Raw genomic sequence first — 15,882 nt, 5'->3', positions numbered from 1 at the left:
GCCAATCACTAACATATCTGCAATTTTCAAGGTTCATCTGAGCCTATTTTTTTAACTCAGTTTTTTCATAGATTACTTGACACTACCTTTTTCTATCGGATAAAGAATAACGCTATCTATCTTTTCTGGTTCAAAAAAAGTTACTTTAAGTATCATACGATAAGGAAATGTCTGGTCTTTACCATTCAAATAAAACACATTTTCCCCTTTTTTCAAAAACACGCCATTTGTCAACCATGTTTCTTTGTAGTTTTCTTCAGAAGTTTGAGACAAGTAGAAAGAAGATAAAGGCTCTAATGTAGTTTTAACACCATTCTTTTCTTTTAATTCGCAACAAAACAATGCCCCCTCTTTTCCATATGTATCATAAGTATATTGCAAAGAAACATCTGTATCTTCCTTTGATGTAATAGAAAGAAAAATAGATTTATTTTCTGGGAGAATATTATCTGGTTCAGTCATACTCTTTATTTCCATTTCAACAGTTCCATCTTCTGAAATTTCTAATTTTTGAGGGTTTTGCAAGTCTTTTTGGTTATAAATAACCTTATCACTTGCTGTGCTCTTCGTTTGTTTATTTTCGTCAGTACTGGAGCTTTCATTCTGGCAACCGGTAAAAGCCAATAATAAAACGAACATTGTCAGAAATACCGTCGATTTTTTGATTCTCATGATTTCACCTCCTGACTTACATGATAAAGCATAAAAATCACAAACCAGTCACAAAAAGAAAAAATCACAAAACTGTGATTTTTCTTAATCCCGATTTGGAAGATATATTATAAACTTGCTTCCTTGTCCAATTTGTGACTGTACTTCAATATATCCATTTTGTAGCGTGATGATTTCTCTAGCTAAATATAAGCCAATACCGATTCCCTCTTTATCATGTACCTCTGGTTCTCGATAGAACCGAGTAAAAATAGTCGCTTGTCGCTCTGGTGCAATGCCTTTTCCTGTATCCTCAATGCTGATTTTTGTAAAAAGTTCTTGCCTGCACACAACAACATGAATATTTCCGCCAACTTCTGTATATTTTACTGCATTATCTAAAATATTAAAAATTGCTTCTGCGGTCCATTTTTTATCATGTTTTAGCATTAGCTGTTCATCATACTGCACATCAATCTTAATGTTTTTCTTATCTGCCTTTATTACTACGTTACTGATCGCCATAGCGAGAGTATCGGCAAGAAGGACATTTTGTTTTTGGATTTTAATTGTTCCAGTTTCAAGCCGTGACATTTTTACCATGCTTTGCAGAAGAAAATCCAACTTATCTATCTGACCGTTCATTTTTCTCATGTATTCTTGATTTTTCTTAAAATCTGATTCATCCGTCATTATCTCTAAATAGAGTTTTATATTAGCAATCGGTGTTTTTGTTTGATGAGAAATATCAGACACTAGCTCTTTCAGTTTATCTTTTTCTTCTGAAATCTCTAAATTTTTATGAGTATACAGATGGGAAAGACGAACCAGTTTCTCATAATTTTTTTCCCACAAATCATCGTTTTCATAGGGAGTTGTTTTTAATTCTCCATTTTTTAACATATAGTTTATAGTATTATCCAGTTTCTCTGTATATTCATAAACATCATGTTTCAAACGAACATATTTCCAAAGTGCAAAAGTAGTGATAAACACTAACGAAAAAAATATTATAAAAATCATTACTTCCATATATAACCCATTCCATATACATTTGAAATATAAGAGTGTTCCTCGGTTTCAATCTTTTTACGCAATCTGTTGATATTTACTGCAAGAGTATGCTTGTCTGTAATTTGTACTCCCTCGTCCCATAAAGAATCTAATAAAACGGAATAGGTAAGTAGTTTCCCTTTATTCTCAATCAGTTTTTTTAAAATACGATATTCTGTGGGGGAAAGTAAACATTCATTTACTCCTTGTTGAACGATACCAAGTTCAAAATCTACTTTTAGAAAGCCATCATCATAAATATTCGCTTCTTGTGACTTTCTGGATAAGATTACATACACTTTTTTCAGCAAAATTCTCATAGAAAAGGGTTTTGTCACATAGTCGTCTGCTCCAAGTTCATATCCATTTAAAATATCAGTTTCCAAATCCTTAGCGGATAAAAATAAAATCAACGTATTACTTCTAGCTTTTAACCATTTACAAAATTGAAATCCATTACCGTCTGGTAAATTTATATCCAAAATTGCCATGTGAAAGGTATAACTATTTGCGTAGTTTTTTGCTTCTTCACAAGTTCTAGCTCCCATAACCCGATAACCATTTTTTTCCAAAGAACAACAGATAGTATTATTTAATTCTATATCATCTTCCAACACAAGAATTGTATGCAAATATATCACTCCTCGTACATATCATAATATCTTAATTGTAATAAAAATCATAAACAAAATCCATATATTTTTGTGGGTTGAGTTAAAATAAAGTTACTGTGATCAGCATATCTGAATACAGTAACTTTGTTTTTTTAGTAGCTTTGACCTTTTTCAATTAGTTTCAGCTTGTGATAAGTCCATATATTTTCCAATAAGGAATAGCACCATTGCACAAATCCACTACAATCAAAGAAAGTGTCGGAGTTACTGCCACCATACACATACTTCCAACCTTGATATTTCAACGCTTCATTCGTAATCGCCTGGGCTGTCGCATTATCAAAATGTGCCACGTTCAGATATTGAATTCTTTGTTGTTCAGCTCCTTGTCTATTTAGTAGCATGGATTCAATTGCATGTCAGGGACGCTCGGTACACTCTGAGCAACATGATTCCCATATTGACAAACACAAATAACAGGATCAAATTCACAGGTAGATACCCTCTGATTACATCTCCAAGCACTGCTATCCCTGAAAGGCTTCCAATCAAAAACATTTGTGAAATTTCGTTCCGCATTTTTTTGTATTGTTTTATTGTTTCCATAATTATAACCATTAAGATTCCCACTATGAAAAGCACAGCTACGATTGCCAGAATCCCGATAACCCATACTTCTCCACCTGCATATGCTATTTTCTGGTTAAATCCATTATCATAAGTTGGATATACCAGCCATTTACAAAATCGAACATACCACATGAATGGAGTCATGAAAAAATCTATGAAATCATGTTGAAAAGCACCATTCTGTAGAATTGCAAACAGAACTACCGTAATGTATCCCATTCCCCAGAAATACTCCATAGCCTTCATGTTTTCCGTTCTGTCCTTTACTTCTTTTTTCGCTTTACGAATTTCCAGCTCAGCACGTTTCTTTTCGTTACGGGCTTTGAATTCTGCCTGCTCCATCTTTTTCTCTGCTTCTTTCTGTTTCTTCTGTGCTTCATCTACCGCTTCAACAGATGATTTATTCACCTGTATCTGTAATTTAGAGTTCTGGTCCCGAACGTCTCTTATTTCTTCTTCGAGCTGCTCTTGCTCGCTCCTGCTCATTAATCCATTTCTGTTTCTCAGATCGTCGTTGCTCTGCTGAAGCGATTGATTCAGCTTCTGCTTTTCGGACAGTTCGGTTGTCAAACGATGAATTTCGTCGTTTAATTTCCGAATTTCGTCTTGCATTTCGTGATTCTCGAAGAATAGCTTCTGTTTTTCCATTTTCAGCTTGTGTGTCCTTTCCTGAAATTTCTGGATAAACTCGTTCATCTTCTGATTTCTCACCTGTAAATCGTCTCTCTCTTCCGTCACTAGCTCCAGTGATGCCGCCTGCTCCTTCGCAAGCTGCTTCCACTTGTCGGTAATATCCGGCAAGCTCTTCATCTGCTCCGTTTGTTCGTTCTGCTCCGGCTCGTACCCTTTCGTAATTTCTATCAAATTCATTCTCTAAGTCCTCCTTACTGATATCCAGATGGAATGTTTTTGACAGATTGCTGTCTCGCACCTTCTTTCCATCCTGGTTCTGAAAAGTAATGTGCTTTCGTTTCTCTGTCCAGTTTACGTTCCATCCAAACTGTTTCATTTTTTCTATAAACTTTTCTTTGCTGATACAATTTTCCATTGCCTTTAATACTGCCATTGCACAGTCCGCTACAAAACTGTCCTTTACCTGCTGACGGAACAGATTATATTTGTCTTTGCTCCATGCAATAACTTCCCCTTTTTCAATCTGGTTTCCATCAAAGTGCTTTCCTTTCTCGGCAACTGTCAGTCCACGTTCCCGGCACATCTGGTTGGTAAGCTGTTTCATACGTTCCAGATCCTTTTTGGTGTTATGCAGTTTTCTTCCATCTTCATAACTCACTGAATTAGTAACCAGATGGCAGTGGATATGATCTTTATCCTTATGCACAGCCACTAAGGTCTGGAATCCACTGAACCATTTTTCTGCAAACTCTTTTCCAAATTCAAATGCCTGCTCCTGAGTAATCTGCTCGTCCTTATGCCAGGAAATAATGTTGTGGGCATACATTCTCCCAGAATCTTTATCCCACACATTCTTTTCCTCTAAAAATGTTCTGTACACCAGATCATAATTGATCTCGTCATGACAATATGGACCTGTTACATAGGTAAATAATTCGTTGGTCTTGTCCTGTCGCAAAACATATTCGATACAATTTCTCATTGCTCCATGTGTATTTGTCCGCTTATTAATCGTCTTATTAATAGCCATATCTTTTCACTCTCCTTCCGGTACTTAAGAATATTTTTATTCAGGAAATACAGCGTACTGTCATTTGGAACTTCTCCATCTATATGCAGCTTTCTTGCAATCTGATTGATATTTGTAGTAGCTCCCCGGAGCTGACTGAGAATATCTGCAAACATCTGGTTCAATCTTTTTAGTTCTTCCACTTCCTCTGTAGAAGCTATCTTCAAATCTGCGATTGCTTTTATTACAACTTCCTGCTGTGTTCTTCCGGATTCCTTTACTTTGCTTTGAAGCAGCTCATATTCTGCTTTATTCATCCGTATGGTTACTGTATGATTTCGTTTTCTCATAGGCCTTTATTTCCTTTCTCTGCTTGATTTCTGCTCTATATTTACAACCACAGCGTTATGTCTAAATTAACAGAGGATTCCATAAGGGGATGTGTAACGTTCCCCTTTGGCAGATGCAAGACAACGTCTTAGCCAATCCGTGGCAATCTGAGAAGAAGTATCCAGTGGATATTTCTAACACAGAATTACCACCATTGGCGTGCCGGGGTTCCAAGGGGCGGAGCCCTCTGGCAAGTTTAGGAACAGCCCAAAGGCTGTCTCCGGTGCAGGGTGGCTTGCCACTTTGCGAAACTTGCCTGTCGTCTCCCCACCACTGAACCGACACCCACCAAGCCATATTTTCCACCCTACGTTATCAGATCAAAATGGAGATGACGGTGGTTTTGTGGTGCAGGGACAGACTGTGGAAGAAATAGAAAAGCTCCCATTTCGATAGATTTTCTCTTTCTGAAACAGGCTGTTCATGCATCACTCCGATGCGAAGTATCGGACAATCATGTGCCGTATCCGGCACTCTATTCTTTTCTTCGCCTTGCTTGTTCAATCCACCCATCTGCCAGCGCTTTTCTGTTATATTTTCCTGTTATTTCTGTCTTTCTTTTTCTGGATCTCTTTCCATTTCTGCTAAAAGACATAAAAATAGCAGTCATAAACATTTCTCCAATTCATAATGTCTGAAATGCCATCACTGCCATTGTCTTTTTCTGCTATTCTGTTTTTGTAAAGCTATTCCTTACTGTCAGTCTATTTTCCTGTTACTGCTATTTCATAACCATCTAAAAACTGTCCGCAAAATCCAGTGCTGCATCCATATCAGCTTCTTTCTCCCAGTCCAGATTATCTTCTGCGATCTCTCCTTCCGTTTTCTCCATTGTTAGTGTTCTGTCCAGCAGATTAATTTCTCCTACCGATTCTTTTACAAACGGTACAAGCATTTCCATCAGATTCTTCGCTATAGCCATCGGAACGGATTCTTTCACTCCATCCCGGACTGCTGTTTCCACTCTTTCCAGAAAGCATCTTCCTTTTCTCTGGTTTCCAGATACGGATCTGCTTCATTCCTGTACTCTCTGGAAAAATAATCGTTTAAAGCAACTACAACTGCTCTGGTGTACGATTTATATTTTTTCCTGTCCATCGTCTGCAAATATTCCCATGCCTGCCTGTCCTGTTCATCACAAAGATTCAAACGGATATTTGTGTTGATGATTTTCCGTTCTTTTCTCATACAAGCATCCCTCCGTTTCTCTGGATTTTCCTTACGGTCATTGCTTCATAGCCTTTCGCTGTGGCACAGATGTCCCGTACAATTGTCACCCTGCTCTTGTCATATTCTCCAAAATTCTGGATCATACAACCTCCACCGCCGACCACATACAGACGCATCAGTTCTGGATTATATTCCCGTTCTCTCAGCTTATGAAAGATTTCTTTCGTATAATCTCCGGCAGCTTTACGAATGACTGTCAGATATTTCTCACCAATATCTGCTGTCCCGGTACGAATCACCTGCTCAATCACCAGATCATCCACCACTGTTCCCAGTTCTTTCAACAAAGATTCCCTGACTGCAAGCACACACTGGTGCGTTCCATATTTCTCTGTAAAGCATTTCTTCTCTAATGGACGGGAATTATTGATATACATGATGTTCATAGTCCCGTTTCCAATATCCACAAGCATGTTGATTCCTTTGAAATCCTGTAAACGGTAAAAAGCTGCTGCAAATCCCTGTGGGTAAATATCAACTTCTGCAAACTCCACATGATATTCTTTATTGCGGAATGTAAAATCCACACATTCATTCTGGAGAAGATATTTCTGGAAATCTTCTTTCTGTGTAGCTACCCAGGTAAGTGGAAGTCCGGCTGCAATGTGTACCTTTGCCCGATTCATACCTTTCCCATCCAGTTCCCTTGCGACAGCTGCCAGTGTCAGCACATAATAGTCCTCGTCCTGCGTTTTCTCTGCACAGAACTCCTTGTGTTCCTCTCCGATCTGGTAATACATGCCATTGTAAACAAGAAGATTATTCTGAAAGATTGGCTCCTTGTCATATCTGGCTACACCGGATGGAAAGCATCTGGTAGCTGTTTTCATGTTTCCATAACCATGATCAATCCCGATCACCATAACTGTTTCATTTCTGTTATTTTTCATCATTCTCATAATCATACCTCATTCTTTCTTTTCTTATCCAATCCTATTAATACTTACGTGAATTGATAAGATGGATATTTTATTTACTGGTTCTTTAATAATTCATATTTAATAACATGGATTATTAATAGCAACGGTTTGTCCAGTATGGGATTTACCATATCTGGTTTTCCTATTTTCTGATGTCCGGAGATAGAAATTTCCTATGACCTGATTGTCCAAAATTGGACTATCCACCCTTAGGCACTTCTCTTCTCCACTTAATCATTTTCTTCTCCTAATGGAACTTCCCGGATAATATATTCGGTATCGCCATAAAAGCCATACTCATTACGCAATCTATGACGTTCCACATATCCATGATGCTCTAATTCCTTAATTGCAGAACGAACAGAATCAATCCCATCTCTGCTCAATGTTGCCAGTCCTTGCATATTGTAATTCCAGTCATCTGGCAAACTTAACATCAGCGATAATAGACCTTTCGCTTTCAATGTCAGATTCTTATTCTTGAAATGATGATTACTCATTACCGTAAAATTCTTAGTTCTCTCTACACGAAAAATCTGTGCCATGCTCCCCACTTCCTTTCCAGACAGAAAAAGACGCAAGCCATATTCTTATGACTCACGCCTTTCTGCATAACTTACTTTTCTATTCTTCTGTTTCCAATTCCAATCTCTGTAAAATATCTCTTACAATACCTGCATCTTCAATCAGATTAATTCCAAAACATTTTTTACCTGCATCCTTCAAAGACGCACCCACATGATATGCTTTCGTTTTATCAAGAATTAAAAAACGATCATGAAACGCTCTTGTGTACTTCACATCCAGTTTAGGATACTGTGCATTAAAGTTATCTACATCTGTTTGAGATAATTTTGTCCGTTGCTGTGTATAAACTGTCACCGCCACATTTTCTTTCTTCTTTGACAAAATATTTAATGTTCCTACATCCACATATCCATCTACCAGAACAATTTCCATTTCTGCTTTCTGAATCAGTCCTATCAATAAGCTGAATGCATCATATATCTGACCATCAAAAAATATCTTTTGATTAGACTCCTCATGATCTGATATGTACTCAAAAATCTGCTCCAGTTTTTCATCTGTCTTTTTCTGATATTCCAGTTGTTTTAGCTCAACGTTACTAATCCTTTCAAACAAAAGTGCATTGTTGGCTATAAACCGTCGCATTTCTACAAATGCACGCATAATACCTATACTTACATTAATTGCCACCTCGCTATGCAATACACTTGCAAGCATGGATATTCCCTGCTCTGTAAATACATACGGTAATGTACGTCTGCCACCATAACCATTTTCTGTTCCACTGCCATTTGAGGTGCCAAATTGGCATTTCAAGTTTTCATATTCATCTTTTGTAAGCTGAAATCGAAAATCTTCTGGAAATCTGGCAATATTTCTTTTAACGGCTCTGTTTAACGCTCCCGTTTCTACCTGATAAAGCATTGCCAGATCACTATCCACCATGACTTGTTTGTTTCTTACTACATAAATCAGATTTTCAACGTCCGGTGGCATGATTTCAACTATTTGTGTTTCCACTGGTTCCATTTCTCTTACTTTCTGATCCGCCATTCCATCTCCTCTATAACTTGAAATGCCAAACTGGCATTTCAAGTTACTTTACCGCACAATCATTTCTTATGAGTTTCCAAAATCCATGTTCCCATTTTACCCTATTTTTCTCATTCTGCCTACTGCTATTTTTCATACAATAATGAGGTCGCAATCCACGACCTCATCACCTTCATTTAAACATAAATCAATTCCTTGAGAATAATCTCTTCTGCAATTGCTTTGTGTTGATTAGCAGCTCTTACCCAGGCAATCTGATCTTTCTCTTTATCCGGCAATGGTTCTTTTTCTTCTAACTGTTTCAGTATTACCTCTTCCCGTTCTCTGGCTGCCTTGTCCACTTCCAGAAGATGCTCTCCAATGGTATCCTGTAAAAGCATCACCTGATAGGTTGAATTTCGATAGTTTTTCAGATAATCTCTGCGAAGAAAACCATACTTGCCAAGTTGCTCCATCTGCTCACCGGATTTATAGGTGAGATTCGGGATCAGATATCCATTTACATTTGTATACGTTAATTCCATTTTATTAGCACTCTCCATTTCTCATCATTTTTTGACCACAAATTTACGACATTTACGACAAATCTGACACTGCTTTACAATACCAGACAAAATGGCTGATGCCCCGGAAAGCCTGTAAAACAGGCACTTCCGGGATACACAAGACAGGACAAAAATCGACTTCCATTATCAAGAGGTGAGTGCTAATTTCTGTACTTTTCCTGTATAGTCCTATATATGTCTATAGGTTTCCTCCTTACCAAAAATCTGGTCGTTGACAAAAAATAATTTTCCTCATATAATAAACATAGGTTTATAGTGCATCCGTGCTGGTGTCTGTTTACAGATGCTATGTTGCCTGTATTCCAGCTGTCCGAGCCTCCGTGATGGTGTCTGCTTGCAGATGCTTGAATCACGGGGTCTTTTTTTGTCCATATTTCAGAAAATCATATATTCTAATCATTCTATGAAGATTACTGCGATTTGGACTATCCAAAGAACTTAAAATATTACTGTTTTCTGTAAAGATTGCTTCCAGAATATCCTGATACTGATTAACATCTATTTTTTCTTCTGGCAAACAACCTAATAGACGAACAGCCCTCATCAAATTACCTTTTTCCGCTATCCACAATTCCCAAGCAGTTCGCCTTCCAATTGCAGAGCGATTGCGCTTAATTGTTGACTCTGTAACGATTTCACTATACGAATGCGGTGCTTTTTCTTCTGCTAATTCGCTTTTTATATTAGATTTTGAAATATAGTACCACACAGGCAACTTCCAAGAATTCTGTTTTGCAAGCTCTGGATAAACAAATTCCAGCAGTTGTTCGCATGAATATAGTGAATCATGCAGAATAATGTTTCTATACCACTGCTCAGAATTTACTGCTCTTGCCAAGCCATACACACCTGTTGAAGCTAAACCAATTGTCAAAGCAAGCATATTTTCATCAATACGACCATCTTCCAGCGAGGCGACCTGCATAGTCGGTCCCGGTTGCTGTGTCAATGCAAAAGTATAAAGCTCATCCTTAAATCTGCGCAGCAATTTAACCGGTAAAGCTGCTTTTTTTACAGACAAAGCATCATATAGTAAACTAAAATCCGAGAGTGTAATTTTAGTCATTTCCAGCAATTTACCGTGTATAACCATCGAATGAGAAGCTATCTCACTTCCAACAAAATTCGCCTTATATTCAACAAACACAAATCGTTTTTGTAACATTTCTATTTTATCCAATGGCAAGCATTCCACAACGTCGCTAAGAATTGCCTGAATATCTGAATCTGAGATAGAATACCCCATAAAAATAATCGGATATTCCATGAAAATCGTCATCAATTTAGCTGCAAGATATTTACCTTTATCACGAAACTTCTGATAGTCCGCTTTGTTAATAACTATAGATTCCGGTATTTGTACAGATCCATGAATTTTATAAATTTCCGCAATTCCTTGCAATTGTGAAAACACCAGTTCATTCTGTCCCACAAAAGTTTTATAACCTTCAAAAATATTCTCGAAAAAGCAATCATAATTTGTTGTAATAACGCCGGATAAATTATCTTTTGCAATGTTTTTGAGTTTTTCAACTTCCTCCGCATAAGCAGGCTCAACTGTAGAAAGCGAAGTAATATATTCACTTATTTCCGCTTTAAAAGGAGAAACACCTGTGGCAACTGCATTATTTACCCTTTCCGAATCAGAACGTATTCCTTCTTCATTGTTAAACCAGGCATCATTAAAATCTTTCTCTATATAGCTTGCAACTAATGGAAGCTTTTCTGTTGTGTTATCTGCTTCACTCGCTTTATTCTCATAGTATCTATAGGCAAACTGATCTTTCTTTACCTTTTCAGCAAAATGTGTCAACAAGCCAATCCAATCTGGTAACCCGTAATATCTTCGAGTAATACCAGAACCGGCAAACAAAAATGGGGTTGTATTAAATCTTGCGACAACTTCTTGTAGTGTCATAAAGCACCTCCCTGTGTTTAGATATTCACATTATTTTTAGTGTTTCTAAATTGGGGACTCACTGAGATCCAAAATTTAGAAATAAGCTACTATTCCATATTCCGACTATATTCCTGTTTCAGTTCTTCTGCCAAATACGCATCGCTCATGCAGTGCATATCCGATATGCCGTCCCGAATCAGCGGATAAACCTCTGAATGATAAAAGAAATCCAGCGCCGCATCCAGCGAAAGTCCCTGCTGCTTTGCAAAACACTCAATGACACGGCTGTATTTTTTTGAAGCAAAATCGGGTTTGCCGTCATAATCTTTCACTCCCTTCAAAATGCAGCAGAGATAATGCTTTCTCTGTACGAAAACAAATTTGCAAGTCCAGCTTCTTGACTCTCATCAAATTCGTATCTGGAAATAATGCCGTCTTTTCCTTGACGTTTAAATTTCCCACACCCTTTTCTTTCATCACATCAAGAAGCTCATTCATTAGAATTTTTTATTTTTTCATCCTTCATCATAAACGAACCCTCCCCTGCTTTATTTTATGTTGTATTAACCCCCTGTCATCATGCGTAAATCTTTGTATTCATTATCATACCATAGAAATGCATTTTAAACAATCTAACCCGTCTCAGAGCCGCCGGTTCCTCCAGACACAAAAAGACGCAAGCCACATTTCTATGACTCACGCCTTTCCGCTTATGCCGCGCTATCCTTCTTACCGCAGGCTCTCTCATATTCCCTAAGCTTTCTTCTTGCCGTCTCATTCAAGTCTCTCGGAACCTGAATCTGAACGGTCACATACTGGTCGCCGCGCAGGTTCGGGTTCTTCATAGAGACGATTCCCTTCCCTCTTAATCTGATTTTTGTGCCGGACTGCGTGCCCTCTGCAATCTTGCAGACTACGTTCCCATAAAGAGTCTGCACAATGGCTTCGCCTCCGAACACTGCTGTTGTAAAGGGAATAAAGGCTGTTGTATAAATGTCCATTCCCCGTCTCTCATAGCCTGCCTTATCAGCCACTTTTACTTTCAGGAGTAAATCTCCCGGCTTTCCTCCGCCGCTTCCGGGCATTCCTTTCCCGCGCAGCCGGATACTCTGTCCCGAATCAATTCCTGCCGGAATCTTCACTTTCAAAGACGAAACAGCACCACCTGCTTCGTCGCCATGGTTAAGCCGGATAACTTTCTCACAGCCAAAAGCCGCTTCATCAAAACTTACGTCAATGTCTGCCTGTAAGTCTGCCCCGTCCTGCCGGAATCCACGTCTTCCAAATCCACTTCCCCCGAAACCGTCGCTGTAAAAGCGGTCTTCTCCGAAATGACTTCCCTGAAAGCCGAAAATATTTTTTAAAATGTCATCCATATCATCGCCTTCAAAATGATACTCTCTGTATCCGCCGCCAGAATCCGAATTATTCCAGGAACCTGCATTCTCCCGGTATCCTGCCTGGGTATCCTGAAAAGCTGCATGCCCAAACCGATCATACAGCTTCCGTTTTTCCGGATCGCTCAGGATATTATAAGCTTCCGTTACCTCTTTAAATCTTTCTTCCGCCTTTGCATCTCCTGCATTGCTGTCAGGATGGTATTTCTTAACAAGCTTTCGGTAAGCTTTCTTTATCGTATCAGAATCTGCGCTTTGGTCTATTCCTAAAATCTCATAATAATCTCTTTTTGTTCCCATTTCTGCGCCTCCTATCAACAAAAAAATCCCGCGTTTATGCAAGATATTGAATCTGTTTCTTTATTGTTCTATTTGTACTATAACACATGCATTTCTTTGCGTCAAGAAGAAAAGCATGAAACCGCTTTCTCCGGCAGTCTCATGCTTTTTGTCTGATTGTTTGTTTATATTTTCTATTTTATCGGTTCAAAGTCGGCAGCTCCATGCTTACAGAGTGGACAAATAAAGTCTTCCGGCAGCTCATCTCCCTCATAAACATATCCGCATATCTTGCAGACAAAGCCCTTCTTGCCTTCTGTCTCCGGCTTCGGCTTTACAGAACTCTGATAATAGGAATATGTCATGGTCTCTACATTGGAGATAACTCTCGCTTCCGTAATGCTGCAGATAAACATGCCATGAGTATCCAGGTCAATATACTGCTCTACCTTCAGCGACATGAAAGAATTGATATATTTGGGAAGGAATACCAAGCCGTTATCAGAACGGAGCACTTCATATTTTGCAAACTTGTCCGCCGTTCTTCCGCTCTGGAATCCGAAATTCTCAAACACATGGAAAGGAGCCTCTGTTGACAGGCAGTTCACGTTCAGGATCCCTGTCTGCTTAATAATGTGGTGAGAATAATTTGCCTTATTAATGGTAACTGCAATCCGGTTCGGTGTGCTGGTAACCTGGGAAATGGTATTTACAATTAATCCATTATCCTTCTTGCCATCATTACAGGTTACTACATACAGCCCGTACCCTATTTTAAATAGAGCTGACAAATCATTCTTATTGGCAGTCTCTGTATGCTGGGCAATATAATCGCGGCACAGTTCATCCGCAAGTTCTTCAATCTGTGCCCTGCTGTCCTCATTCAGCGCGGACATAATACGCACAGTAGTATCGGCATAACTTATGTTCTTGCTGCCTTCCAGCATTTTCTTCATAACCTTAGCAGCAAGCGGAGACCAGGAACCATTTTCCATAAATGCTACCGTACGTTTCTGATAATTGCGCTCCGTCAGATGATTGATAAATTCACGCATAAACGGAAAAATGTCTGCATTATAGGTAGTGGTTGCCAATACAAGCTTATTATAGCGGAATGCATCCTCCACAGCTTCCGCCATATCGGTACGGGCAAGGTCGTGGATGACAACCTTCGGGCATCCCTTCCCGCGAAGCTTATCAGCCAATGCATTCACAGCCGCCTTCGTATGTCCATAGACAGAAGTATATGCAATTACAATTCCTTCCGATTCCGCCTCATAAGAAGACCATGTATGGTAAAGCCCCAGGTAATATCCCAGATTCTCTTTCAGAACCGGTCCGTGAAGAGGACAAATCATCTGAATATCCAGCCCCGCTGCCTTCTTCAGCAGATTCTGCACCTGCATACCATATTTCCCAACAATTCCGATATAATAGCGGCGCGCCTCACATGCCCAGTCTTCTTCCACATCCAGAGCGCCAAATTTCCCAAATCCGTCTGCGGAAAAGAGGACTTTATCACAGGTATCATAAGTTACCATGACCTCCGGCCAGTGAACCATAGGAGCAGCGACAAATGACAGGGTATGCTTGCCAAGAGACAGGGTATCTCCTTCTTTAATCACAAGGCTCCTGTCAGCGTAATCTTTTCCGAAGAACTGCTTTATCATAGCAAATGCTTTCGCGCTTGCAACTACCGTCGTCTGCGTATATACTTTCAGAAAATCAGCAATATTAGCAGAATGATCCGGCTCCATATGCTGGACAATCAGATAATCCGGCTGGCGGTCACCCAGAATCGCACCAACCTTGTCCAGCCATTCATGCTTAAACCGGGCATCTACGGTATCGATTACGGCTATCTTCTCATCCATAATCACATAAGAATTATATGCCATCCCATTCGGAACGTCGTACTGCCCTTCAAACAGATCAATTTCATGGTCATTAACGCCTGCATATTTAATGTCGTTTGTAATCTCCATCTTTACTATCTCCTTTACATTTTTCAGCTATGCTTAGTTTATCATGGTTTTCCCAAGTCAACAACTACCTATTTTGAATAAATCCAGATTGCGGCAATCTGATCTGCAATATCCGCATAAACCCAGGGTTTTTCCGTATTCTCTATACTAAAGGGATCTTTCACTGTAACCATCTCACCGTTCATCCCCGTCAGCACAATAAAATGGCCTGCATCCGTAAACTCCCCCTGGGTAACGCTGCATATAATCGGATGACCTGCCGCCAGCTCCTGTGCAATCAGTGCGTCGTCCCTCCCCGATTCTGTAACGGAAATTTCCCAGAAAAGGGATGCCCTGTTCATAAATTCCCAATAAGTATTTCCCTCTTCATCTACATACCCCTGCTGCTCACTATATTGCGCCAGCTTATATGGCGTAGCGGTAACATCTCCTGTAAGGCCCGCTATTACCATAGCCATACAAGTAGGCCCGCAGCCGCTGGCGGCAATAGTACTGTTTCCATAGGACTGGTATCCCCATCTTTCATCCCACTGAAGCAAAGAAGGAATCTCGCCCGGAGTAATTGCATCTGCAATCTTTTCTGCAGGGGGATTGTCCTTCTTCTCAGCGTAATCTCTTACAAAATCTATCGTCTCATCATTTTTATGCAGCAGTTCCAGAATTCCCTGCGGAGCGCCTGCCGCCGCTGCTGACTGCCATACTTCTGCAAGTTCATCCTCTTTCTTTTCCTCCGGCGTCTTCTCCGGCTCTTCCTCTGCTTTCTTCGGCGTTTCCTCCGGAATCTCGTCCGTGGCAGCTGCTGTCTGTACGCCTTCCTCCGGTTTCTCCGTAACCAGCTTGACTGCATAGCTTCCCGCCAATATCAGCAAAACTGCCGCCGCCCCCAGGATACAGCGCCGCTTTAATACCTGACGCCTTCTCTGCACTCCCCGCGCATGTCTTATTGTATTTTTATGCGTATCTTTCTCTCTCACAAAAATCTCCCCTTGGTTTCCGTAGATTTATTTTCGAATTTATTATACAATATAACTTAACAGTTGCAAA

General features: G+C 39.6%; 17 protein-coding genes and 2 pseudogenes. All 19 read right to left on the bottom strand.

All coding sequences use genetic code 11. The features are described 5' to 3' along the window. Positions 1-72: 72 nt before the first annotated feature. Positions 73-672, bottom strand: coding sequence for a hypothetical protein (locus OCV99_RS14600; protein WP_158371522.1), 600 nt, complete (start codon positions 670-672; stop codon positions 73-75). A gap of 84 nt (positions 673-756) precedes the next feature. Further along, the gene (locus tag OCV99_RS14595; protein ID WP_158371520.1) at positions 757-1,683 is read right to left on the bottom strand and encodes a sensor histidine kinase; all 927 of its coding nucleotides are present in this window, start codon (positions 1,681-1,683) and stop codon (positions 757-759) included. After that, positions 1,674-2,336, bottom strand: a complete 663-nt coding sequence (locus tag OCV99_RS14590; protein ID WP_009319962.1) for a response regulator transcription factor — start codon at positions 2,334-2,336, stop codon at positions 1,674-1,676. The genes OCV99_RS14595 and OCV99_RS14590 overlap by 10 nt, the downstream gene beginning before the upstream one ends. Positions 2,337-2,536: 200 nt before the next feature. Continuing rightward, positions 2,537-2,683: pseudogene (locus tag OCV99_RS14585) on the bottom strand (peptidase P60); the annotation flags it as partial. 43 nt (positions 2,684-2,726) lie between these two features. Next, complete coding sequence (locus OCV99_RS14580) at positions 2,727-3,356, bottom strand: DUF6040 family protein (RefSeq protein WP_262575817.1); 630 nt, start codon at positions 3,354-3,356, stop codon at positions 2,727-2,729. A gap of 13 nt (positions 3,357-3,369) precedes the next feature. Beyond that, positions 3,370-4,611, bottom strand: a complete 1,242-nt coding sequence (locus OCV99_RS14575; protein WP_262575816.1) for a relaxase/mobilization nuclease domain-containing protein — start codon at positions 4,609-4,611, stop codon at positions 3,370-3,372. Next, a complete protein-coding gene (locus tag OCV99_RS14570) occupies positions 4,560-4,940 on the bottom strand; it encodes a plasmid mobilization protein (protein ID WP_158371518.1) in 381 nt (126 codons plus the stop codon). Before OCV99_RS14570 ends, OCV99_RS14575 begins: the two co-directional genes overlap by 52 nt. 515 nt (positions 4,941-5,455) lie before the next feature. Continuing rightward, positions 5,456-5,590, bottom strand: a complete 135-nt coding sequence (locus OCV99_RS14565; RefSeq protein WP_262575813.1) for a hypothetical protein — start codon at positions 5,588-5,590, stop codon at positions 5,456-5,458. 126 nt (positions 5,591-5,716) lie between these two features. Beyond that, complete coding sequence (locus OCV99_RS14560; RefSeq protein WP_262575811.1) at positions 5,717-5,902, bottom strand: hypothetical protein; 186 nt, start codon at positions 5,900-5,902, stop codon at positions 5,717-5,719. 14 nt (positions 5,903-5,916) lie between these two features. Further along, positions 5,917-6,168 (bottom strand): hypothetical protein, encoded by a 252-nt coding sequence (locus OCV99_RS14555; RefSeq protein ID WP_262575809.1) that lies wholly within the window; start codon positions 6,166-6,168, stop codon positions 5,917-5,919. Continuing rightward, the gene (locus OCV99_RS14550; protein WP_262575807.1) at positions 6,165-7,109 is read right to left on the bottom strand and encodes a ParM/StbA family protein; all 945 of its coding nucleotides are present in this window, start codon (positions 7,107-7,109) and stop codon (positions 6,165-6,167) included. Before OCV99_RS14550 ends, OCV99_RS14555 begins: the two co-directional genes overlap by 4 nt. 251 nt (positions 7,110-7,360) lie before the next feature. Further along, positions 7,361-7,675, bottom strand: coding sequence for a helix-turn-helix domain-containing protein (locus OCV99_RS14545; protein WP_019162573.1), 315 nt, complete (start codon positions 7,673-7,675; stop codon positions 7,361-7,363). A 79-nt stretch (positions 7,676-7,754) separates the two neighbouring features. Next, the gene (locus tag OCV99_RS14540; RefSeq protein WP_118338537.1) at positions 7,755-8,711 is read right to left on the bottom strand and encodes an ORF6N domain-containing protein; all 957 of its coding nucleotides are present in this window, start codon (positions 8,709-8,711) and stop codon (positions 7,755-7,757) included. A gap of 176 nt (positions 8,712-8,887) precedes the next feature. After that, positions 8,888-9,235, bottom strand: coding sequence for a TnpV protein (locus OCV99_RS14535; protein ID WP_026649314.1), 348 nt, complete (start codon positions 9,233-9,235; stop codon positions 8,888-8,890). A gap of 391 nt (positions 9,236-9,626) precedes the next feature. Further along, positions 9,627-11,195 (bottom strand): SIR2 family protein, encoded by a 1,569-nt coding sequence (locus OCV99_RS14530; protein ID WP_158371514.1) that lies wholly within the window; start codon positions 11,193-11,195, stop codon positions 9,627-9,629. An 89-nt stretch (positions 11,196-11,284) separates the two neighbouring features. Continuing rightward, a pseudogene (locus OCV99_RS14525) lies at positions 11,285-11,499 on the bottom strand (DUF3791 domain-containing protein). Positions 11,500-11,887: 388 nt separating this feature from the next. After that, positions 11,888-12,874: a DnaJ C-terminal domain-containing protein gene (locus OCV99_RS14520; RefSeq protein WP_158371512.1), complete on the bottom strand. Its 987-nt coding sequence runs from the start codon at positions 12,872-12,874 to the stop codon at positions 11,888-11,890. A gap of 173 nt (positions 12,875-13,047) precedes the next feature. Then, positions 13,048-14,838 carry a flavin reductase gene (locus tag OCV99_RS14515; RefSeq protein WP_158371509.1) on the bottom strand — a complete coding sequence of 597 codons (1,791 nt, stop codon included), beginning with the start codon at positions 14,836-14,838 and terminating at the stop codon, positions 13,048-13,050. Between the two features lie 68 nt (positions 14,839-14,906). After that, entirely contained in the window at positions 14,907-15,812 is a 906-nt protein-coding gene (locus OCV99_RS14510) for a C39 family peptidase (protein WP_227192849.1), read from the bottom strand. Positions 15,813-15,882: the final 70 nt, after the last annotated feature.

This window comes from Dorea acetigenes (genome assembly GCF_025567385.1).
GTDB lineage: Bacteria > Bacillota > Clostridia > Lachnospirales > Lachnospiraceae > Claveliimonas > Claveliimonas acetigenes.
The sequence above is the reverse complement of the archived record's forward strand: the minus strand, read 5'-3'. Positions and strand labels throughout refer to the sequence as shown.